We start from the raw sequence: 21,055 nt of genomic DNA, 5'->3' as shown, positions 1-21,055 counted from the left end.
TTTATCTTTTTCATGAAGAGAATAAAAGGCACTTTAACATCAAAAGGAATACTATGAAATGGCAAGGCCGCAAAAAAAGCAGCAATATCGATGATAGAAGAGGAAGAAGTTCTTCTGGAGGAGGAATGAATCCATTATTGATAGGTTCATTGCTCAAAATCCTCTTTTCCAAAACGGGACTCATTATAGTAGGGATATTAATTGCATTTTCCATTATTACGGGCACCAACCCATTAAGCTTTTTAGGTGGATTTTTGCAAGGTGGAGGGCAAGGATTTACGACGGAATCCAATTACCAGCCAACTGCTGAGGAAGATGAATTGGCTGAATTCAGTGCAGTCATATTGGGGGATACAGAGCAGGTATGGAATCAATTGATTTCAAATTATCGGGAACCCACTTTAGTTCTTTTTACTGGATCAGTTTCTTCGGCTTGTGGTAATGCCAGCGCGGCAACAGGTCCTTTTTATTGTCCGGCTGATGAAAAACTGTATATAGATTTAAGCTTTTTTGAGGATATGGAAAGGAAATTAAATGCGCCGGGAGATTTTGCTCAAGCCTATGTTATTGCCCATGAAGTAGGACATCATATCCAAAAAATCATGGGAATTACTGATGAGGTTCATTCCCTGAGAGGTCAGATTAGCGATCAAGAGTATAATCAATATTCTGTCAGACTGGAGCTTCAGGCGGATTTCCTTGCGGGAGTTTGGGCTCATCACAGCCAAAAGAGCAGCGGGATGATGGAAAGGGGGGATTTGGAAGAAGCACTGAATGCTGCTAATGCTATTGGAGATGACAGGCTTCAAAAACAGGCAGGGGGTAGGGTAGTACCTGATTCTTTTACCCATGGCACATCTGCTCAAAGAATGCGCTGGTTCAAAAAAGGATTTGATACAGGGGATTTGAGCCAAGGCGATACCTTCAGCGCCAAATCACTATAAGACTTAGATTTCCAGAATATAATCAAGAATACCTGCGTTTTTGCCTTTAGGCCTTGTGACTAAAAGAGGAAGGCTGTCATTGAATTGAATTAGCCTTTCAGCCATACTACCTATAAAAAGTGCGGTAGCAGCTGTTCGTCCTTTAGCCCCGATAATGATGCCATCAGCATTGATTTCCAAGGCCTTGTTGACAATTTCCTGAACGGGATCATCATCCTCGTCTTTGGTATAGACAGGAGTGATTTTGATTCCTTTGGTATTTATTTTTCGAATGAATTTTTTGTAAGCTATCTCAGCATGCATCTGCATGATTTGAGTAAACTCTTCGTAGCTTTTTCCTGTGAAATGATAACCGGAAGGGATAGAGAATACATTCTGGCATACGATTTCCACATTTCCATGTTTTTCAGCGATCATAATCGCTTCTTCTAGCGCATCTTTGGAATAATCAGAAAAATCCGATGGAACCAGAATTTTTTGAACTTTAGGTTGGGAGTTTTCAGGAACGATTAATAAGGAACAAGATGCCCGTCTTGCCAGCCTCAAAGATACTACACCAGTGCCTGGGAGATGAATTTTTCTGCCTACAATAATCATATCAGCAGATTTTTCCTCAGCTAATTTGAGTACCTTTTTAGATAAAGAACCCTCTTTTACAATATAGTTTAAGGAGATACCTTTTTGATCAGGGAAGTTTTCAGAGACAACCGTTTCCATGGCCGCTTGTCGTTCATTGATCATGCTCTCCACCAAATTTGGAAACTCTTCCAAAACCTCCTTAGGTACAGATAGATTTTTGATCACATTGACAAAGTAAATCTTCTTGGTTTGATTCACTTTGGCAATAAATGCCGCATATTGAATCAGGGTCTTATCCAAAGAAGTTTGGTCCAGGCAAACGATCATTTTTTTAATCAAGTACATAGTTCTCCGGGTTTTGGAATTACAAAGTTAAGGCTAAATGAAATGTTTAAATATAGAAACGGTATAATATTTTGTTGCGAACGCTAAATTTTTGATTTGGTTCTAATTTTTAAAGAAAAATACCTCAATAATCAGAATTATATTTCATTTTAATCGATTTGACATATTGTTTTCTCCGAATATTTCTGGAATTATCCTCTATTTACTTAACCCCTCTCTCATAATATCGTATATTTGCACAAGTCCGGGTCGCCGACATGTTCAAACTTCACAATTAACATAATTACCGAGTGAAGCCCTTTCCAAAAACAGGCCTCACCTCGATCCCGATGTTATCGGACTAATCGGGGCCTCGCCCAAAAAAGCAGGATAACAGTGGAAGTTTGCGGATTAAAGGCAGCTCAAATCTTGTCTATACGGAGGTTTGTAACACTCTAAGACCCGGACTTTTTAATTTTTTCCTTTATCCAGTTGAGTTCAGTTTTTCCATAAAAACCACTCACCGCAATTAACCAAAATATTCCTAGAATCAAGATTGATCTAATTGTTATATCGATCAATGGATTTTCCATCATTGGTAAAATGGAAGTCATAATCAGAGCAAAAAGACCTAAGCCTATGATTTTTACCGTGTCCAATGAAAAAGGGTTGAAGTCCAATCTGATTTTTAGAAAGAGGAATTTTACTGTATTAAAGGCCAACATGACTAATGCTGAAGCGATTGCAGCCCCCTCTATTCCATAAATAGGAATCAACCAAAAGTTCATCAGAATAATCAGGATACTCATGGCTATAGTTGCTATCAGGTTAAACCTGTAATACTTGGAGAAGACCAAGATCTCAGAATTGATTGAAAAGGCCACATCAAAAAGTTTTCCCAATCCAATAAAGAATACAATCCATTTCCCGCTTTCATAAATTTCCCTATTGGGGATAAAATGGTAGATGGAATCAATATTAGCCCAGATTCCCAGAAATAATAGGATACAGATGTAGAATTGCCTTGTGGAAACTTCCTTATATAGCCGGTTAATTTCTACTAGATTGTTTTTTGAAAAATGATCGGCAACTACGGGCATCACAACTTGAGAAATAGCTCTTCTTGGCATTTCTATGACCAATGCCATGCTAAATGCAATGGTATAAATTGCATTTGCCTCCAAACTGACCATAGAACTGACCATGATGCTGTCAATTTTCATGATGAGGGTAGAGGCAGCAGTGGCTAGAAAGGTTATAAGACTGAATTTTAAAAATGAGCTTCTGAATCCTTTTGGAAATGACCTCCAATTCAGATCAACTTTCAAAACTTTCAACCATGACAAATAAACCAGAATCCCCAAAAGCGGTATCCCATATACTGCTATGAGCCCTGCCATCATCCAATCAAAATTGATCCATTTCATCAAAAAACAAATGACCCAAAGGCCTGTCAGTAATCTAAGCAAAACCTCCCGGAAGAAGGTAGGAATAGCTACTTTGAGAAAAGATCTGCTATAGGCATCTAAAATGGAATTGGCCAAAGCCAAAAATGTGATCAATAAAACGATCCATAAATAATTGATCAGCTCGGGAGAATTAGAGGAAAATAAACCAATAATTTCTTCTTTGAATACGAAAAATAGGAAACTCACTAAAACAAAGCCTGCAGTGGCGAGAAGCAAACTAAAACTCAAAAAAGCAGAATGACCTGCTTTTAATTTGGGGAAATACCGGGTAATTCCATGTCCCAATCCTAATTGAGCAAAGGGAACAAACAGTAAAGCTAGATCTTGAATTGTGCGAAAAGTACCTAACTGAGCAGCTTCTAAAGCATAAGGATATAGCCAAAGGACATTAAAATAGCCAATGACTACACCTAAGTAGGAAAAAAGTGTGGTTTGAATACTTTGACTGGCAACTTTGCCCATAGGGTGAAATTATCAAAAAATTGGAAATGCTACCTTTTTTTCTTCAAATCAAGGTTTAGCACATTTATCACAGCCCGGTTCGGTTTTAGGTTTATAGAAAAACCTTCTACCCAAATAGACTACAGCTCCCAACACGATGATTCCTACGATTATTTCTTGCCACATTTTAGGATAAAATTTGATAAGTAATCAATGCTGATACATAAGCCAAAGCGGTCATGTATACTGTTTGGATTAACGGCCATTTCCATCCTTTAGTTTCCCTGTACACAATCGCCAGGGTACTCATACACTGCATAGCGAAAACATAAAATACCATCAAAGAGAATGCGGTGGCTTTGTTGAATACTTTATCGCCCGTCACCGGGTTAATTTGAGCATTCAACTTTTCCCGAATGGTGGAATCGTCTTCCGGATCACCCCCTATGCTATAAATAGTCGCAATGGTGGATACGAATACTTCTCTAGCCGCAAAGGATGTGATCAATGCTATTCCAATTTTCCAGTCATAACCTAAGGGTCGAATAGCTGGCTCAATAGCTCTTCCCATGATTCCTATGAAGGAATTTTCCAATAAGTCTGATGAGGCTTCTGCTCTGATTTCTTCTATTTCCACTTCAGAAGACGCCAATTCTATTTTTTGGTCTCTTTCTGCTCTGATTTCCTCCATTTTTTCAGGAGGGCCATAGGTGCCCAATACCCATAGAATGATTGAAATAGCTAAAATCACCTTTCCTGCCTCTGTCACAAATGTCTTGGACTTATTGTACATGGTAATGATCACGTCTTTCCATCTTGGGGTACGATAAGATGGAAGTTCTACCATCAAAAAGCTCTTTTCATCGGTTTTGAGGATGCTTTTAAGTCCAAAAGCTGTAAATAAAACACCAATCACTCCCAAAAGATAAAGAGACAATAAGGCGACAGCTTGAAGATTAATAAACCCTAAAACGGTCTCATTTGGAACTACCAAGCCAATTAGAATGATGTATACCGGCAGCCTTGCTGAGCAACTCATTAGCGGAGTCACCATGATGGTTATGATTTTCTCTTTCCAGTTACCGATATTTCTGGCAGCCATAACTCCTGGAATAGCACATGCTACTCCTGAAACCAAAGGCACTATACTTTTACCGTGAAGACCAAAGGGGCGCATCCATCTGTCCATCAAAAAGACAACTCTGGACATATACCCTGTGTCCTCCAGAATGGCTAAAAATCCAAAAAGCAAGGCGATTTGAGGAATAAAAATGACTATACCTCCTATACCTGGGATAATACCTTCGGCTAAGAGACTGGTCAATACTCCTTCTGGTAAAACTGTACTCACCCAAGTTCCCAAATCAGCAAAAACCCCGTCTATCAAGTCCATCGGAACTGTGGCCCAGGCAAAAATTGCCTGAAAAATGACCAATAAGATGGAGGCGAAAACGAGATATCCGAAAACAGGATGTAAAATTATTTTGTCTATGGTGTTTGAGGACTCTTTTCTATCCTCTTTTTTCACCAGTACTTTTTCTATTATACCGGTGATTTTTCTATACCTGAGCTTGGTTTCCTCAAGTTGGGCTGATTCCAAATTGATATTCAAGCTGTCTATCTTATTTTTAACCCATTGCCTTTTTTCCAGAGGAAGCCCTTTATCTTTCAATCCAAACCTTAAAATTTGATAAGCCTGATAGTCATTGGATAGGTCGAACTTTTCTTTTATGTCTTGTAGAAGAGAAGAGTCTATGAAATCGTCTACCTGAAGGAATTGACTTTTTTTGGAAAAATTCTTCTGATGGATCAATTCCCGGATTTGCTCCAATCCTTTGGAACCTCTTGCATCCGTGTTTAAAATTGGTACTCCTAAAGCTTTGAATAATTCGAAGCCTTTTATTTCCAGATCGTGCTTTTCAGCTAAATCTGACATGTTCAGCACCAAAGCCAGATTCAATCCAAGGTCAATCAACTGCGATGCTAAAAACATCCCTCTTGATAGCTGAAGAGAATCAATAACCATCAACACATAATCAGGTCGCTCAACTTCACTCAACTGATTTAATACTCTGTGGGCTATGATTTCATCTTCGGAGTTTGGATAGAGGGAATAAGTCCCAGGAAGATCTATAATTTCATAAGTTGACCCTTGGTAATTCATCATACCAATTTTCTTATCCACAGTTACCCCCGGGTAATTACCTATTTTCTGGCTTAGACCGGTGAGTTGGTTGAATATGGTCGACTTACCAACATTGGGGTTTCCTATGATGGCAATCTTGAGTGGCTTGACTAAAGGTGATTGAGTCTGTTCAGGCATGTGGGATTATAGTAATTGAATATCCAGCAATGCAGCTTCGGCTTTTCGAAGTGCTAAAGTGGATTCTTCCAGTCTGAATGCCATAGGGCCATTCAAAGGAGCAACGTGTTGCAAGGTGATTTTTTTTCCTGGAAGAAAGCCCAGTTCCATTAAGTTGATTTTCAAAGGGGAGTCTAAAACATCCTTGATAACGGCACTTTTGGAAACGGGTAGTTGGTCAGCTGTCATGTACTAAATGTCGGAGTCCTTTGTAAAGAGTTGCAAAAATAACTTATTTGGAATGAATCTAAAGAAAAAGGGAGAAGATTTTTGCCAGTTTTTAGATAGATGGTCATGAACGAATACTTAGGATTTCATTTGGTAAGTTAAATTCCAGGCCACCTTCCATCATAATTCTTAGACTGAATTCAAGTTGGATTTCTTTACCAGGGTCTTTAATCCAAATTAGTTTGAATAAATCATCCCGAAAAACTGTTAAACCGTTTTCCAGAAACTGATTGATAGGTCGTGTTGTGTTGTTGAAAAAATAATTCATTTGAAAGTAATTACTGATGTCTTGTCCAACTTTGATGACTTCACCGTTTCCCAAGATGACTTCTCTGGTATTGATGATCTGAACTCCAATCATTTTCTCGGCAGATTTTGGTAAAGGTGGGCTACAGGCCATTGCCGTCCCTAAAGTAAAGTAGGAGGGATTGGACTCCAAGTATGCAAGTGTCTGTGTTTCTTTTATTCGGAATGATTTCGTAATGGTTGAATATGGAAGCACGGTACTGGGGCTTACCTGCTGGCCATCTGTGGTGAGGGAGAGGGTTTCAAAGGATAAAATCCTAAAATCCTTGATGGCAAAAACCGGTCCGCAGCCGCAAGAGTCATTACAGAAATTGGTACAACTCATAGGTAAAATTGCCAATGAGGAGAAAATTAAAAAAGTGAGTAAAGTAACTTTACCGGCGTTTTTCATTTTTTGAGAGGTGCTATGATCTTTAAACTCAAGTATCCATGAAAAGTTAGGAATAAAAAAGCCCATATCCAGAAAATATAGGCTTTAGGCTTGTTGGTGGTTGATTTTAGGCTTTTCCTCTCAGCATCAAGTTCCAATACATTAAAGGCAGTCCATATTTTTTCAAAAGCCACATACTATACTGTTCCTTCGATGTATCCACAAATTTTGAGATTAATGGATCACTGTCTCTTACATTATCATATTTGAATTCAGCCAAAACCATTTTACTATATCCTGTGACCAATGGACAGGAAGAATATCCAGAATAAGCCTCTTCTCCAACTTTATTTTCCCGAATCAATTGCAGTAAATTTCCCACTAGTACGGGAGCTTGTTTTCTGATTGCAGCACCGGTCTTTGCAGTAGGAAGATGTGCGACGTCTCCCAAAGCAAAAATATTTGGGAAACGCAGGTGCTGTAGGGTATGGATGTCTACGTCCACCTATCCTTTTCCAGGCCCTTCTTTAAGGGATATGTCACTTTCTTGAATGAACTTGGGAGCAGCCTGCGGTGGTGCTAGGTGAAGCATATCAAAGTGAATTTTGATCTCATTATTACCAAGCTGTTCTTCTCCTATTTTCATACCTGATTCATCAAAAGAATGGACAGAATCAGGTTTAATGTATTTAAAATAAATATCCTGATTTTCAGCATCTATTCTTACTGGAGCATAAAAGGGCTTGAATATTATATCTCTATCCTTGATGATTTTGTTGAGTGTTTTTGCAAAATCCGGGACCCCAAATATCACGGTTCCGGGGGTAGCAAAAATCACGTTGGTTTTTTCTCTGACTCCAGCTTTTCTAAAAAATTCTTCAGCCAAATACATAATCTTTTGAGGCGCTCCTCCGCACTTGATTGGTGTTGTAGGTTGGGTGAAAACAGCATTGCCTCCCTTGAAATTCTTTAATACTTCCCAGGTATGTTCGGGATCTGTGTAATTGCTACAAACAACCTTTTTATCCATTGCTTCGCTTAGCCCAGGCAATAATTCCGGTGCCATTACCAAACCCGGAGCTACTACCAAATAATCATAAGAAACATCCCCTGATTTTTCAGTTGAAACCTTATTCTGTTTAGGATCTATGGCTGAGGCCTTGTCTTTAATCCATTCCACTCCTTTGGGGATGTAGTCGACCTCCTCTCTTTCGGTATCTTTAAAATCAAAAGTACCAGCGCCTACAAGTGTCCAAGCTGGCTGGTAATAGTGTTTTTCGGAAGGTTCAATGATGGCTATTGCCAGATTTTTATCCTTACGTTTTAACTGGGCAGCAACTGTAATTCCGGCGGTACCTCCACCGATGATTACTATTTGATAATGTTTCATGATTCGGTTGTTTGACTGATAGAAAGGTATTTAAAATCAAAAGGCATTTTAGTGACTTTCATCACCTTTGCTGGGAAAGATGAGATATATCACCTTTCTGATTCAGTATTATTTTAAAAGTACGATTACTGCATTGTGACAATTATCACTAACTTCCATTTCAGTCAAGACTAGTTTCGTTTTTTTATAATTATGACAGTAGAAGAACTCAAATCAGCACTTCCAAATTTCACAGATCCAAGGCTTTTAGAAATCCTTTTGGACAAAGGTCAAATCATGCGTCTTGAGCCGGGAAAGGTTTTGATGGAGCCAGGGAAATTTATCAAAATGGTCCCGATTGTCTTGAATGGATCCATTAAGGTTTCCAGGATGGATGAAGATGGGAAAGAATTGTTTTTATACTACTTGGATGCAGGGGAGACTTGTGCTTTGTCCTTGACTTGCTGCTCCGCCTCCAAACCTAGTGAGATCAAAGCAGTAGTGGAAGAGCCTACAACCATTATAGGGATTCCAATTACAGTTCATGAACAGCTTTCTGATGAATTTAAGCAATGGAAGGATTTTGTCTCATCCACTTATCAAAGTAGGTTTCAGGAAATGTTAATAGCATTAGATGCAGTAGCTTTTAAAAGAATGGATGAGCGTTTGATGCGATATATTGTCACCAAAATGAAACAATATAAAACCAATGAGCTTCAAACTACCCATCAGGATATTGCCACAGAATTAGGCACTTCCCGAGAAGTGATTTCCAGACTTTTAAAACAATTGGAAAAGAAAAAATGGATAGAATTGGGTAGAAATATGATTTATATTCGAGATGATTTCGAAGAATTGATTTCCAAATGATCAAAGCATAACCAGAAGCGGCACATGCGTATGATAAGCCATTTCCAATGATCTACTTTTTCCGGTAACTTGCTCCCAAAGGCTTTTATGTTGATGGCACATGGCTAAAATTGAATCAGTCTTATCATCAAAATATTGGTCTAATCCTTTGATTAATTCTTTGCTTTTAATGGTGATTAGTGTAGACTTTAAATCTGGAAATTCTTCTTTTAAAAATACCTGTAAGCCCTTTTCGGCTAGTTTTTCCCGAAAATCATCACTTTTCTCAAAATGTAGGATTTCAAGAGATAATTCCCATTTTTTTGCAAGTCCAACTACCTTATGAATATATTCTTCTTCATGATTGGAGATTTCCAAGGCCAAAGTAATTTTTGTAATTGAAGAGGTTTTTCCTTCTGAAGGGATTAACAATACAGGTGTCCTAGCTTCTTTAATTACCTCTACAGCTGTTGAACCCACCAATACTTTTTTGATTCCTGAGACACCATGGGTTCCCATTATGATCATATCAACATCTTCTTCTTCAGCAATCCGAGCAATACTAATGGAAGCAGTTCCTTCCTTAATGATTGACCGATAATTGATTGAATCAAGCTCATGATTCTTTTTAAGCTTGGAAATCATTTCGCGCGCATCTTTATGCATATTGTCCAAAGCTATAGCTGCTTGGGAGGCAAAATCATAGACGACTTCTACCACATGAAGTAGAATGATCTCATTTTCGCCTTTTTTGCACAAGCCTTTGGCGAATTCTAAAGCCTTCACCGAGTTGTCTGAGAAATCTAAAGGAATAAGGATTTTCATGCCGATTTGAATTAAACTTCTCTAATTTAACCTTAAGATTCAGCTTATACTATGATAAAAATCAATCTGAATTCAGATTTAACTACACTGGTATAATATCTTGCTGGGCTCCCTTGGTATTTATGTAATTTTGGATGTAACATTTGTCACTGCTTAAGCCTATCACACACATGTACTTTTGTACAGGTTATTTAAAATCAAAAAAACTATGGATTTGATAGTCCTTTTAGGATATGCAGCTGCAATAATTATTGGTGTAAGCTTGGGTTTGATAGGTGGAGGAGGATCAATTTTAACAGTTCCTGTACTGGTTTATATTTTAAATGTAGATCCGGTTCTGGCTACAGCATATTCATTATTTGTTGTGGGAGCTACATCTTTAGTTGGAGCAGGCAATTATATGAAACATGGACTAGTTGATTATAAAACTGCCATTGTATTTGCCATACCTTCATTTATCGCAGTATTTCTTACCCGAAAATTTTTGGTGCCCTGGCTTCCTGATCCTCTGTTTTCTATAGGAGAATTGGCGATCACAAAAAGTGTAGGCATTATGGTTTTCTTCGCAATAATTATGCTGGCGGCTTCATATTCCATGATTAAGAACAATCACTCAGAGGATGTTAGCGAGGAAGGGGAAGTTAAGTTTAACATTCCTTTGATAGCGGTGGAAGGTTCAGTGGTAGGAGTCATTACGGGAATAGTGGGAGCAGGCGGAGGATTTTTGATCATTCCAGCTTTAGTCTTATTAGCCAAACTTCCCATGAAACTTGCAGTCGGTACTTCTTTGTTAATTATAGCAGCAAAATCATTAATTGGATTTTTGGGTGATTTGGGAAATCAAACAATCGATTGGAATATGCTCTTGATTTTCTCTGGACTATCAGTGGTGGGTATTTTCATAGGTAGTGCACTTTCAAAGAAAATCAATGAAAAAGCACTTAAAAAAGGATTTGGCTGGTTTGTCTTGATCATGGGTATTTATATTATTGGGAAAGAATTAGCAGGGATTTAAGTTGGAAAAGTATTTCAAAATCTTTCTGGATGGTTATTATGGGTACTGGAACTACCTTCAATCAGAAATATTGTATCCATCTTGGCACAACTATTTTTATTGGCTGATAGGCTTGTCCTTATTAGTGTGGATGCTCGAAGTAATTTTTCCATGGAGAAAAGGTCGTCCCTTTTTCCGCAAAGACTTTTGGTTGGATGCATTTTACATGTTCTTCAATTTCTTCCTGTTTTCATTGATTCTCTACAATTCCCTTTCCAATGTATTTGTAGAAGCATTTAATGATTTCTTAGGGCTTTTTGGAATCACGAATTTGGTAGCTATTGAGGTCAATTCCTGGCCAGTTTGGGGTCAGTTCTTACTCTTATTTGTAGTAGCTGATTTTATTCAATGGAATGTACACCGAATGCTTCATCGGGTTCCATGGTTGTGGGAGTTTCATAAGGTTCACCACTCAGTCGAGCAAATGGGCTTTGCCGCGCACTTAAGATATCACTGGATGGAGACAATTGTCTATAAATCAATGCAGTATATCCCATTGGCGATGATAGGTTTTGGGCTGGCAGATTTCTTTGTCTTGCATATTTTCACTATTGCAATAGGGCATTTAAATCATGCGAATGTCAAAATATCCTATGGTCCACTCAAATATATTTTCAACAATCCCGTGATGCATACCTGGCATCATGCTAAGCATCTTCCTAAAGGAAGCCATGGAGTGAATTACGGGATTTCTCTAAGTCTATGGGATTATTTGTTTGGAACAGCATATATCCCCAATGATGGAGAAAATGAACCATTGGGCTTTGATAAAGTGGAGGAGTTTCCTCATACATTTTGGACACAAATAACATACCCATGGCTTCGAAAGAAAAACAAAAAAGCTTAAACCCATTAAATAGTTGGGCTACAATTATTTTGCTGTGCTTGGTCTTGGGATTGGCACCTTTTACCCCTGAACCACATGTTTGGGGAAAGATCAAGTGGGTATTAGGTGGGGCAGATGGCATGAAATTGATGGATTGGGGAGATTTGGTATTGCATGGTTTTCCCTGGCTTTTATTGGGAAGACTATTTGTTTTAAAAGTTAGGGACATTTATCAGAGGACTGTGACTTCTGGTACTGAAGGAGAGCTAGGGTAGGTCTAATTTTGAGAAAAAAACAAGCTATGTTTGATTTCTTTAAAACAAAACCTAAAAACTACGAGGATATACCTTCAGGTGTATTTCACGAATTGATGTTGAATCCTTCAACTGTAATATTGGATGTAAGGACTTCCGGCGAAAATCAATCAGGGAAAATTAGAAATTCAAAAAATCTGGACATCATGTCTCGGGATTTTAAATTGAAAATAAATGAGCTGCCCAAAGACAAAACATACTTGGTGTACTGTAGAAGTGGAAACAGAAGCGCCCAAGCATGTGAGATAATGGCTGAAATGGGCTTTAAAAAACTTAAAAACCTCAGCGGGGGAATTATGAGGTGGCCTTTTGAATTGGTTTAGATAAGTGGGGTAACCCACTTATTTTTTTGAGATTTTATTCATGCTGATGGATCGTTGTAAGTTTGATTTGAAGCGATCCATATCTTCTGGACTTTTTTGAGCGTGCTTTGTTTTTCTGCCTTGAACTCTGGCTCTCCACATTTTGAAACTGCTTCGCTTCATTTCTCTTCTCATTAATTGAATAACCTCGGCCTCTTTTACGCCAAATTGGGATTCAATTGCATCGAATGGGGTCCTGTCCTCCCATGCCATTTCAATGATACGATCAATATCTCTTTCACTTAAATTCTGTAATTTCTTCATATTCTTCAAACCCTTTGAGTCCATTAAGGTTTTTAGAAGGTGGAGAAAATTTCTGTTGTCTGGCTAAAACGAGATTTAAGATTAAAGGACCATCCAGCTTTGGATGCTGCCATTAATCTGGGGCATCCCATTCTATTAGCCTATGTTTTTGAGCCTTCTTTGATTCAAGCTTCTCAAAGTGATCTTCGTCATTGGAGGTTTGTATGGGAATCTCTAGAAGATCTGAATCGGCAGCTTCAACCTTATCAAACTGAGGTTGCTATTTTTCATCAAGAAGTAAATGAAATTTTCAGCCAATTGGAGTTAGGGTTTGAAATCGCTGCCGTATTCTCTCATCAGGAAACAGGAATTCAGATAACTTTTCAGAGAGATTTACAAATAAAATCCTGGCTTCAATCTAGAAATATACCTTGGTATGAGTTCCTTCAACAAGGAGTTAGAAGGGGTAGAAAATCAAGAGCTAATTGGAGAAAGGAATGGTTTTCCTATGTGGCAGCCACACAAGTAGACCCGAAATTAAATCAAGCAAGATTTCTCTCTAACACGGAAATAGAACAAATTCTAAAAAGTAATTTGAATATTCCTGAGGATTGGAAAAAACCTAATCCATTGATGCAGAAAGGAGGGGAGACTATTGGGCACAAATACCTAAAAAGCTTTGTAGAAGATAGAGTTTCCAATTACAGCAGGAATATTTCAAAGCCTGAAAGAAGTAGAAGGAGCTGTGGAAGAGTTTCGCCTTATTTAGCTTGGGGATGCTTATCGATCCGGCAAGTTTTTCAGGCTTCGGAAATTAAAAAGAAGGAAAAATTTCAGGTTAGAAACTTCACCAATTTTCAATCCCGACTAAGATGGCATTGTCATTTTATCCAAAAATTTGAGATGGAATGCCGAATGGAGTCTGAACCTATTAATAGGGGGTTTTTAAAAGTTGAATACAAAAAAAATCCAGCCTTTATTCAGGCTTGGAAGGAAGGAAATACCGGCATTCCATTGATAGATGCCTGTATGAGATGTTTGATTCAAACAGGTTATTTGAATTTTAGAATGAGAGCTATGCTGGTTTCATTTCTTACCCATCATTTAGGGCAAAATTGGAAAGATGGCTCAGATCATTTGGGGAGACAGTTTTTAGACTTTGAGCCTGGTATACATTATCCTCAGCTACAGATGCAGGCGGGAGTGACAGGAATCAATACAGTGAGAATCTATAATCCTATCAAACAATCCAAAGATCATGATCCTGAAGGGGAGTTTATTAAAAAATGGGTACCGGAATTAAGCCAAATTCCATCTGCTTTGGTCCATGAACCATGGAAAATCAGTCCTTTAGAGCAGGAAGATTTAGACTTTCACTTGGGAAAAGACTATTTATTTCCAATAGTGGATCCCGAAAAAGCAGGAGCAGAGGCCAGAAAGAGAATATGGGCAGCGCAAAAAGATCCAGCGGTCCTCAAGGAATCAGAACGAATAGTGGAGCAACATACTTTACCAAACAGATGGGCATGAAAAAACAGCATTTACCTTCCAAAATATGTCCGGTTTGCCAAAGACCCTTTTCTTGGAGAAAGAAATGGGAAAAGAACTGGGAAGAAGTCAAATATTGCTCTAAACGATGTTCTGGAGATGCTAAAAAAAGCAGGCATTAATCTCGGTAAACCATTACAAACCAGGTAAGCCAAATAGTCAAAGGAACAAAATAGGACACCACAACAGCTAAAATAGATTCTTTGATACTTCTATTGCTGATCATATGAAATCCCATGACCCAAAGAACTCCATATCCTAATTCGAATAAGTTGAGAGTACCAAGGGGATAATACCACCTTGGATTTAAATTATCAAAACCGATAAATGATAAGAGGGAAAGGGGCCTGTATTCCAGGATTTCCTGGTAAGTGCTCGCTGAATGCGGGTTGATATAAACCAGGAACCTTATCAACTCTGGAAATAAAAATATCCCCTCTGTCACCAAAGCAAATTTCCAGAGTTCTTTGTAAGGGATTTTATAACCCAGAAAAAAAGCGCCCAACCAAAAAAGAAAGGCTATTACCGTAAACTTCCATAGAAGGGCAAATGGTGTCCAAACATATTCCAACGTATTGAAAATATGAAATATCATAAAATCACCTCTCGCGTCTAAATTCTCCGAATCGGGAATTGCTTCCAATATAATGGTGTTAGAAAGGTATCGGATGAGAATAAAGAGTAAAACCAAAAGAAAAAAATAAAGCCTTTTATCAAAATCTAAATAGTCAGAAAGACGTTGTGCTAATGGAGAGCGTTCTTTAGGCATATTTCGAGGTTAAGTTTGCTTAAATCTAATTGATTGTCTGAGATAAGACCTAATTTTGCGCGCTGAAGGAGAAAAATCTATGTTAAAGAAGTTTATTTTAAGTTTTACATTCATTTTTTGCTGCTTAGCAGGAAGCATGGTGAAGGCTCAATCTGCGCCTTCGGATAGCTTATTTGTTAAAGCCTCTCCTTATCTATTGCTGGATCGTGGTTTACAATACAGGATTACCAAGTCAATCAACAGCATGTATAATTTTGATTTTGATGTGGCTGAAAGAGACTTCAAAGTAATTGCTTATCAATACCCTGATCATCCATTACCTGATTTTTTGATGGCATTGAGTTACTGGTGGAGGATAGAAGTAGATGTGACCAATGAAAAATACGATAAGATATTTTTGGCCTACATTGATCGGGCAAATGAGAAGGCTGAAAAGCTCTATGACGAAGATAAAACCAACAAGGAAGCGGCATTTTTCTTAGCTGCAGGATATGGATTCCAAGGAAGGCTTTTATCAGAAAGAAAAAGCTGGACGCGTGCAGCTTGGGCGGGAAGAAATGCATTGAAATACATGGAATTAAGCAGAGGAGAGGAAGAGTTTAATCCTGAGCTTCTTCTGGGGGATGCTCTTTTTAATTACTTCTCTGTTTGGATTCCGGAAAATTATCCGCTTTTGAAACCAATTTTAGCCTTATTTCCTAAAGGCAACAAGCAGCTTGGCTTGAAGCAGCTGGAACAAGTGGCTGAGAATGCCTTTTACACCAGAATTGAGGCTATGTATTTTTTATTTAGGCTCTATGCTTCTGAAGAAAAGAAACCTTATGAGGCCCTCAGAATTTCAGAATATCTTAATGAAAAATTCCCAAACAACCCATATTTCCATAGATCCTATGCAAGGCATTTATATACCGTTGGAAGGTGGACTGAGTCATTGAGAGAGTCAGAAGAGATTCTGAGAAGAATTGATGCGAAGCAAACGGGGTATGAATCAAATAGTGGTCGCTATGCAGCTTTCTATATAGCTCAGTACTATGATAGAATCGAGAATAGACCGGAAGCCAAAAAATATTATCTCAAAACTCTTTCTTATGGTGAGGAGTCAGAATCCCAGGAAAGTGGGTATTATTTACACTCTTTGGTAGAGTTGGGGAAAATTGCACTGGTAGAGAAAAACAAAGCACTTGCAAAAGAATATTTCAAAAAAGTAAAGAAATACGCAAAGCGAAAACACCCCGCTCATCAGGCTGCAAGGGATTTTATCAAAAAGAATAAACTTTAATCAAAAAGTTTGCGTTTTTAGCACTTACTGCAAGAGATAATTTGAATTTTTCCAAGAGAAGGAGGATTTTTAGAAGGAATCTTTGCTAAAATCCCCACTATCCTAAAGAAAATTTCGAATTAGGTCGATATAAAAACGGATAATAGTTTTAAAATTTTCCTTAATTATTATAAATTTGCACAGCATAAAATTTTGTAAAAACAAGAAATCATGGATAATAGCGTAAGAATAAAATTCGATAAAATTGATCGCAGGATTCTAGAAATCCTTCAGGGAAACGCAAAGATCACTAACGCTCAACTTTCAAAAGATATCGGACTTTCTCCTGCTCCAACCTTGGAGCGAGTGAAAAAACTTGAGCAGTCTGGTATCATTAAAAGTTACCATGCGAAATTAGACCCAGAAAAAATTGGCCTTGGGGTAAGTACATTTGTTTTGGTATCTCTTATTGGTCACAACAAAGGTAATATCGATGCATTCATGAAGGAAATCAACGGAATTCCTGAGGTAATTGAATGTCACCACATTACAGGTACAGGTGATTTTATTCTTAAAATCATTGCAAAAGATATCACTGCTTATCAGAAGTTGATGTTGGAAAAAGTTTCTGAAATTAAAGAAGTGGACTCCATGCAATCCATGGTAATTTTGTCCACATTTAAAGACTCAAAGGTATTGCCTATCCCTGCCTAATTATTAGAATAGAATAGAATTTAGGGTGGCAATTGCCACCCTTTTTTTTTGAAGCTATGGAACATAATCCTTGGAAAACCCTAAAAATTAAACCCATTTACAACAATCCTTGGATAAGACTCGAAGAACACGATGTCTTAAATCCCGCAGGAAAGGAGGGGATCTACGGTAAAGTGCATTTTAAAAATAAAGCTATGGGTATTATACCGGTAGATAAAAATGGTAACACTTGGCTGGTGGGGCAATACCGGTATACTTTGAAGGAATATTCCTGGGAAATTCCCATGGGCGGGGGTCCTATTGGTCAGGACCTTTTGGAATCTGCCAAGCGCGAATTAAAAGAAGAAACTGGCTTAGTTGCCGAAAAATGGACTGAGCTTCTCAGAATACATACTTCCAATTCAGTTACAGACGAGGAGGGCTTTGTTTATCTGGCTGAAGATTTAACTCAACTTGATACGGAGTTCGAAGAGACTGAAGTATTACAAATCAAAAAGCTTCCACTTCAGGAAGCCGTTACTATGGTTATGAATGGGGAAATTACTGATGCAATCAGTATTGCCGGAATTCTAAAAGCTGCCCGAGTTTTGGGTTTGTGATATGACAATCAAAGATCATTTTAAAATCACTTCCAAATTAGCTTATCCAGTTGTCTTGAGTCAATTAGGGCAAGTGATGGTTGGAGTGGCAGACAGTATGATGGTGGGGCAATTGGGTGCCGTACCTTTGGCTGCTGCCTCCCTGGCGAATTCTATATTTTTCGTATTACTCATGTTTGGAATGGGAGTATCCATGGGAATTACCCCTTTGGTTTCTATTGCAGAGGGTAAAGGGAAATCAATTCGTATCGGACGTTTATTTCAGCATGGATTGTGGATCAATCTTTCTACAGCATTGGTTTTAACCATCATTATATTGGGTCTCTCACAAGGGCTTTCCCATCTCAATCAACCTGAAATTGTGGTTAAAGAGGCAATACCTTACCTTTTTATCATCACTGCTTCTCTTTTTCCATTTATGATTTTTCAGACCTTCAAGCAGTTTGCCGAGGGTCTTTCTCAAACGAGACAGGCTATGTACGTGACCATTTTTTGCAACTTGGTCAATGTGTTTTTAAACTGGGTTCTCATTTTTGGTAAACTGGGAGCTCCGGAAATGGGCTTGATCGGAGCTGGGTTGGCTACCTTGATTTCCAGAATTTTGATGCCGATAATGATAGGTTGGTATGTGATGAAGTCTTCTAGGTATAAAAATTTTCAGTTGACTCTAGGATTGACAAAAATGAGTTTTCCCATGATCAACAGAATATTGAAAATAGGGATACCCACTGGTTTTCAATATATTTTTGAAGTTAGTGCCTTTGGATCTGCAGCAATTATGATGGGTTGGATAGGCGTAAACGCCCTTGCAGGACATCAAATAGCTTTAAACTTAGCTTCGATCAGTTACATGATGGCTGCTGGATTAAGCACTGCTGGGATGATCCGTGTAAGTAATCAGATTGGTAAGAATAATTTCAAAGCAATGCGAGAAGCAGGTATGGTAGTGTTTGCCATGGTGCTGATTTTTATGGCCGTTACGGCAGTTATTTTTATTGCTGGCAGAAACTTCCTGCCTACTTTCTATATAGATGATCCTGAGGTTATAGCTACTTCAGCTACTTTGTTAATCATAGCTGGAATGTTTCAATTATCGGATGGTGTACAGGTTGCGGGCTTAGGTGTTCTCCGAGGTATGGAGGATGTGAAATTTCCCACAATTATCACCTTAATTGCCTATTGGGTTCTAGGTCTCCCATTGGGGTATTTTCTTGCTTTCGAAATGGGACTGGCAGAAAAAGGGATTTGGTATGGCTTGCTGATCGGCTTGAGTATAACGGCAATAGTTCTTTTTTACCGATTCCATAAATTATCTAGGAAAGCAATTTTGGAAAAAGGAATTAACCCTTGATCAAAAAGTCTTTTTTAAAGGGTTTCTGAATCAATAAAGGAAACTTTATATTCAGGACTTAATTAATATTCTACTGATGAAAAAAATACATTCCCTTACCCTATTACTTTTCTTGTTTAGTCAGTTCACCTTTTCTCAGAAACTTGCTGTTTTAACTCAACGCGAACAGGCCGAATTGATTGACTCTTGGTTGGATGTCAGGATCAACTCCCTATTGCCTCAATTGATGACAGAGACTGGGGTGGATATGTGGATCGTGATCTCCAGAGAGTACAATGAGGACCCGGTTATACGAACTATGCTTCCTGCCACCTGGATGGCCGCTAGAAGACGAACTATATTGGTTATGTATCAGCCTAAGCCAAATTCTCCAGTGGAAACTTACGCAATTGCCAGATATGATGTGGGAAAGGCATTCAAAAGAGCTTGGAATCCTGAACAGCAGCCAGATCAGTGGAAAGCATTAATTAACTTGGTAGCAAGTAAGAACCCTCAAAAAATTGGTTTGAATTATGCGAAAGATTATGGTCATGCTGATGGCTTGACTTATTCAGAACATCAGGCTTTCGTCAATCAATTACCCAATGCTTTGAAATCAAAAGTTGTATCTGCCCAAACATTGGCAGTAAGATGGTTGGAAACCCGAACTGAACAAGAAATGTCTACCTATAGACATGTGCAGCAATTGGCTCATGATATAATCCAGGAAGGATTATCTGAAAAAGTGATCACTCCCGGAAAGACAACAACTGAAGACGTTGTATGGTGGTATAGAGAAAAGATTAAAGAAATGAAGTTGGATACATGGTTTCATCCAACTGTAGATATTCAGCGTCCTGACCCTTCTTCCAATGAAGCAAACAGGTCTTTTGCAGTTCGGCCCTCTGAGATGACCATTATGCCGGGAGATTTACTTCATATTGACTTTGGAATAACTTACCTCAGGTTAAATACTGACACTCAGGAATTGGCCTATGTCCTTAAGCCAGGGGAAACAGAAGTTCCAGTCTTCCTTCAGCAAGCATTCGAAGTAGGAAATAGACTACAGGATATTCTAACGGAAAACTATGTAGCTGGCCGTACAGGAAATGAAATTCTTAGGGCATCCAGACAGAAAATGGAATCAGAGGAAATTAGAGGAAGTATTTATACGCATCCATTGGGATTTTATGGACATTCAGCCGGACCAACCATCGGAATGTGGGATAATCAAGGGGATACTCCAGGTGCTGGAGATTTTCCGCTTCATGCCAATACTGGATATGCCATTGAATTGAATGCCGTGGTTTATGTCGAGGAATGGAAAAAAGATGTGAGAATCATGCTGGAAGAAGGAGCGTTTTTCGATGGTGAAAAAGTGACTTATTATAATGGAAGACAGAAAAAGATTCTATCCATCCCACGTATGAGTAATTATTTGGGGAATTGAGATTGATCATGAGAGAAGATGCTGTCTTATAATTCGAATTAATGTCAGCCTGAGTCTTAAATATTCTTTGAACATATAAAAAATGATATGGCAGGGTCATCCAAAATGGATTCGTCTGTAGTCCTTTCGCAAATGATATCCATTTCTTTTAGAAAAAACTATTTTTTAGTTAGGGCGCGGTGGGCTGACGCAGCAGCGGGCCAGCGTCCGGCCTAGTGCGGTTGGAGCTTTGCTGCGTCTTGAATTTTGGGTTCTTTTGCTTCAAGGCAAAAGAACGAAGAGAAAAAAGAAAATGCTCAATAGAAGCAGAAGGATTTTAAGTTAGCTAAAGCTTACTTTCCATAACAAAGAATTGAATTCCGAAATAAGTGAAATTTCGGAATTTAATTTAAACTGTCATTGGTAGCGCCTGCCTGACGGTAGGCAGGGAGTCGAAGGCCATTTCTATTGTTTTAAAGGATGTTTCGATCCCGTAAAATTGTAAGTACGCTCAATGTGACAAGATTCACCCTTGAGACAGCC

Annotated in this window: 22 protein-coding genes and 1 pseudogene; 13 read left to right on the top strand and 10 right to left on the bottom strand. The window is 38.4% G+C overall.

Translation table 11 applies throughout. The annotated features are described in order from the left end of the window. The first annotated feature begins 53 nt into the window (after positions 1 to 53). Positions 54 to 944 (top strand): KPN_02809 family neutral zinc metallopeptidase, encoded by an 891-nt coding sequence (locus B2906_RS05790; RefSeq protein ID WP_144602543.1) that lies wholly within the window; start codon positions 54 to 56, stop codon positions 942 to 944. A gap of 3 nt (positions 945 to 947) precedes the next feature. Here the strand turns inward: B2906_RS05790 and B2906_RS05785 are convergent, their stop codons facing one another. The 7 genes and pseudogenes from B2906_RS05785 to B2906_RS05755 form a co-directional block, all read right to left on the bottom strand. Then, entirely contained in the window at positions 948 to 1,868 is a 921-nt protein-coding gene (locus B2906_RS05785; RefSeq protein WP_091650203.1) for a universal stress protein, read from the bottom strand. A gap of 434 nt (positions 1,869 to 2,302) precedes the next feature. Further along, positions 2,303 to 3,778 (bottom strand): lipopolysaccharide biosynthesis protein, encoded by a 1,476-nt coding sequence (locus tag B2906_RS05780; RefSeq protein WP_219959046.1) that lies wholly within the window; start codon positions 3,776 to 3,778, stop codon positions 2,303 to 2,305. Positions 3,779 to 3,826: 48 nt separating this feature from the next. Beyond that, complete coding sequence (locus tag B2906_RS05775) at positions 3,827 to 3,943, bottom strand: FeoB-associated Cys-rich membrane protein (protein ID WP_091650209.1); 117 nt, start codon at positions 3,941 to 3,943, stop codon at positions 3,827 to 3,829. Between the two features lies 1 nt (position 3,944). Further along, positions 3,945 to 6,080, bottom strand: a complete 2,136-nt coding sequence (gene feoB / locus B2906_RS05770; RefSeq protein ID WP_219959045.1) for a ferrous iron transport protein B — start codon at positions 6,078 to 6,080, stop codon at positions 3,945 to 3,947. 6 nt (positions 6,081 to 6,086) lie between these two features. Continuing rightward, complete coding sequence (locus B2906_RS05765) at positions 6,087 to 6,308, bottom strand: FeoA family protein (protein WP_219959044.1); 222 nt, start codon at positions 6,306 to 6,308, stop codon at positions 6,087 to 6,089. Between the two features lie 103 nt (positions 6,309 to 6,411). Further along, positions 6,412 to 7,044, bottom strand: coding sequence for a hypothetical protein (locus B2906_RS05760; protein WP_219959043.1), 633 nt, complete (start codon positions 7,042 to 7,044; stop codon positions 6,412 to 6,414). A gap of 106 nt (positions 7,045 to 7,150) precedes the next feature. After that, positions 7,151 to 8,413: pseudogene (locus B2906_RS05755) on the bottom strand (FAD-dependent oxidoreductase). A gap of 192 nt (positions 8,414 to 8,605) precedes the next feature. Between B2906_RS05755 and B2906_RS05750 the strand changes: the two are divergent. Beyond that, positions 8,606 to 9,262 (top strand): Crp/Fnr family transcriptional regulator, encoded by a 657-nt coding sequence (locus B2906_RS05750; protein ID WP_091650226.1) that lies wholly within the window; start codon positions 8,606 to 8,608, stop codon positions 9,260 to 9,262. Here B2906_RS05750 and B2906_RS05745 read toward each other — a convergent pair whose 3' ends face one another. Further along, positions 9,263 to 10,066: a universal stress protein gene (locus tag B2906_RS05745; protein WP_219959041.1), complete on the bottom strand. Its 804-nt coding sequence runs from the start codon at positions 10,064 to 10,066 to the stop codon at positions 9,263 to 9,265. A gap of 208 nt (positions 10,067 to 10,274) precedes the next feature. On the opposite strand from B2906_RS05745, the gene B2906_RS05740 reads away from it, so the two are divergent. Genes B2906_RS05740 through B2906_RS05725 form a run of 4 tightly spaced genes read left to right on the top strand, consistent with a single transcriptional unit; the run spans position 10,275 to position 12,583 of the window. Beyond that, positions 10,275 to 11,081, top strand: coding sequence for a sulfite exporter TauE/SafE family protein (locus tag B2906_RS05740; protein WP_219959040.1), 807 nt, complete (start codon positions 10,275 to 10,277; stop codon positions 11,079 to 11,081). A gap of 1 nt (position 11,082) precedes the next feature. Beyond that, positions 11,083 to 11,967, top strand: coding sequence for a sterol desaturase family protein (locus B2906_RS05735; RefSeq protein WP_219959039.1), 885 nt, complete (start codon positions 11,083 to 11,085; stop codon positions 11,965 to 11,967). Beyond that, positions 11,937 to 12,221: a hypothetical protein gene (locus B2906_RS05730; protein WP_219959038.1), complete on the top strand. Its 285-nt coding sequence runs from the start codon at positions 11,937 to 11,939 to the stop codon at positions 12,219 to 12,221. Before B2906_RS05735 ends, B2906_RS05730 begins: the two co-directional genes overlap by 31 nt. A 26-nt stretch (positions 12,222 to 12,247) precedes the next feature. Further along, positions 12,248 to 12,583 (top strand): rhodanese-like domain-containing protein, encoded by a 336-nt coding sequence (locus B2906_RS05725; RefSeq protein WP_219959037.1) that lies wholly within the window; start codon positions 12,248 to 12,250, stop codon positions 12,581 to 12,583. Positions 12,584 to 12,601: 18 nt separating this feature from the next. Here the strand turns inward: B2906_RS05725 and B2906_RS05720 are convergent, their stop codons facing one another. After that, entirely contained in the window at positions 12,602 to 12,886 is a 285-nt protein-coding gene (locus B2906_RS05720; protein WP_219959036.1) for a TIGR03643 family protein, read from the bottom strand. A 39-nt stretch (positions 12,887 to 12,925) separates the two neighbouring features. Between B2906_RS05720 and B2906_RS05715 the strand changes: the two genes are divergently transcribed. Both B2906_RS05715 and B2906_RS05710 read left to right on the top strand, forming a co-directional pair. Beyond that, positions 12,926 to 14,395 (top strand): cryptochrome/deoxyribodipyrimidine photo-lyase family protein, encoded by a 1,470-nt coding sequence (locus B2906_RS05715; protein WP_219959035.1) that lies wholly within the window; start codon positions 12,926 to 12,928, stop codon positions 14,393 to 14,395. Continuing rightward, entirely contained in the window at positions 14,392 to 14,535 is a 144-nt protein-coding gene (locus tag B2906_RS05710; RefSeq protein WP_091650245.1) for a DUF2256 domain-containing protein, read from the top strand. The genes B2906_RS05715 and B2906_RS05710 overlap by 4 nt, the downstream gene beginning before the upstream one ends. On the opposite strand, the gene B2906_RS05705 is transcribed toward B2906_RS05710, so the two are convergent. Beyond that, a complete protein-coding gene (locus B2906_RS05705) occupies positions 14,532 to 15,182 on the bottom strand; it encodes a sulfate ABC transporter permease (protein ID WP_219959034.1) in 651 nt (216 codons plus the stop codon). The genes B2906_RS05710 and B2906_RS05705 overlap by 4 nt on opposite strands. A 136-nt stretch (positions 15,183 to 15,318) precedes the next feature. Here B2906_RS05705 and B2906_RS05700 point away from each other — a divergent pair, with 136 nt between their 5' ends. The 5 genes from B2906_RS05700 to B2906_RS05680 all read left to right on the top strand — a co-directional run bounded on the left by B2906_RS05700 (position 15,319) and on the right by B2906_RS05680 (position 20,533). Continuing rightward, entirely contained in the window at positions 15,319 to 16,461 is a 1,143-nt protein-coding gene (locus B2906_RS05700; protein WP_255590683.1) for a tol-pal system protein YbgF, read from the top strand. Positions 16,462 to 16,671: 210 nt separating this feature from the next. Continuing rightward, positions 16,672 to 17,154 (top strand): Lrp/AsnC family transcriptional regulator, encoded by a 483-nt coding sequence (locus tag B2906_RS05695; RefSeq protein ID WP_091650251.1) that lies wholly within the window; start codon positions 16,672 to 16,674, stop codon positions 17,152 to 17,154. 56 nt (positions 17,155 to 17,210) lie between these two features. Beyond that, positions 17,211 to 17,753, top strand: coding sequence for an NUDIX domain-containing protein (locus B2906_RS05690; RefSeq protein WP_219959032.1), 543 nt, complete (start codon positions 17,211 to 17,213; stop codon positions 17,751 to 17,753). Between the two features lies 1 nt (position 17,754). Continuing rightward, positions 17,755 to 19,104: an MATE family efflux transporter gene (locus B2906_RS05685; protein ID WP_091650256.1), complete on the top strand. Its 1,350-nt coding sequence runs from the start codon at positions 17,755 to 17,757 to the stop codon at positions 19,102 to 19,104. Between the two features lie 76 nt (positions 19,105 to 19,180). Continuing rightward, positions 19,181 to 20,533 carry a M24 family metallopeptidase gene (locus B2906_RS05680; protein WP_219959031.1) on the top strand — a complete coding sequence of 451 codons (1,353 nt, stop codon included), beginning with the start codon at positions 19,181 to 19,183 and terminating at the stop codon, positions 20,531 to 20,533. The last annotated feature ends 522 nt before the right edge of the window (positions 20,534 to 21,055 follow it).

The organism is Algoriphagus sp. UBA3586, from assembly GCF_002376385.1.
In the GTDB taxonomy this organism is placed as follows: domain Bacteria; phylum Bacteroidota; class Bacteroidia; order Cytophagales; family Cyclobacteriaceae; genus Algoriphagus; species Algoriphagus ornithinivorans.
Note: the sequence above shows the minus strand (reverse complement) of the source record. Positions and strands in the feature narration are given on the sequence as shown.

Bases quoted from the DNA above. Each gene is read 5' to 3' on its own strand.
- B2906_RS05710 (WP_091650245.1), top strand. From the start codon at position 14,392: ATGAAAAAACAGCATTTACCTTCCAAAATATGTCCGGTTTGCCAAAGA.
- B2906_RS05730 (WP_219959038.1), top strand. From the start codon at position 11,937: ATGGCTTCGAAAGAAAAACAAAAAAGCTTAAACCCATTAAATAGTTGG.
- B2906_RS05785 (WP_091650203.1), bottom strand. From the start codon at position 1,868: ATGTACTTGATTAAAAAAATGATCGTTTGCCTGGACCAAACTTCTTTG.
- B2906_RS05750 (WP_091650226.1), top strand. From the start codon at position 8,606: ATGACAGTAGAAGAACTCAAATCAGCACTTCCAAATTTCACAGATCCA.
- B2906_RS05690 (WP_219959032.1), top strand. From the start codon at position 17,211: ATGGAACATAATCCTTGGAAAACCCTAAAAATTAAACCCATTTACAAC.
- B2906_RS05705 (WP_219959034.1), bottom strand. From the start codon at position 15,182: ATGCCTAAAGAACGCTCTCCATTAGCACAACGTCTTTCTGACTATTTA.
- B2906_RS05685 (WP_091650256.1), top strand. From the start codon at position 17,755: ATGACAATCAAAGATCATTTTAAAATCACTTCCAAATTAGCTTATCCA.
- B2906_RS05740 (WP_219959040.1), top strand. From the start codon at position 10,275: ATGGATTTGATAGTCCTTTTAGGATATGCAGCTGCAATAATTATTGGT.
- B2906_RS05780 (WP_219959046.1), bottom strand. From the start codon at position 3,778: ATGGGCAAAGTTGCCAGTCAAAGTATTCAAACCACACTTTTTTCCTAC.
- B2906_RS05775 (WP_091650209.1), bottom strand. From the start codon at position 3,943: ATGTGGCAAGAAATAATCGTAGGAATCATCGTGTTGGGAGCTGTAGTC.
- B2906_RS05700 (WP_255590683.1), top strand. From the start codon at position 15,319: ATGGTGAAGGCTCAATCTGCGCCTTCGGATAGCTTATTTGTTAAAGCC.
- B2906_RS05720 (WP_219959036.1), bottom strand. From the start codon at position 12,886: ATGAAGAAATTACAGAATTTAAGTGAAAGAGATATTGATCGTATCATT.
- B2906_RS05760 (WP_219959043.1), bottom strand. From the start codon at position 7,044: ATGAAAAACGCCGGTAAAGTTACTTTACTCACTTTTTTAATTTTCTCC.
- B2906_RS05790 (WP_144602543.1), top strand. From the start codon at position 54: ATGAAATGGCAAGGCCGCAAAAAAAGCAGCAATATCGATGATAGAAGA.
- B2906_RS05745 (WP_219959041.1), bottom strand. From the start codon at position 10,066: ATGAAAATCCTTATTCCTTTAGATTTCTCAGACAACTCGGTGAAGGCT.
- feoB (WP_219959045.1), bottom strand. From the start codon at position 6,080: ATGCCTGAACAGACTCAATCACCTTTAGTCAAGCCACTCAAGATTGCC.
- B2906_RS05680 (WP_219959031.1), top strand. From the start codon at position 19,181: ATGAAAAAAATACATTCCCTTACCCTATTACTTTTCTTGTTTAGTCAG.
- B2906_RS05725 (WP_219959037.1), top strand. From the start codon at position 12,248: ATGTTTGATTTCTTTAAAACAAAACCTAAAAACTACGAGGATATACCT.
- B2906_RS05695 (WP_091650251.1), top strand. From the start codon at position 16,672: ATGGATAATAGCGTAAGAATAAAATTCGATAAAATTGATCGCAGGATT.
- B2906_RS05765 (WP_219959044.1), bottom strand. From the start codon at position 6,308: ATGACAGCTGACCAACTACCCGTTTCCAAAAGTGCCGTTATCAAGGAT.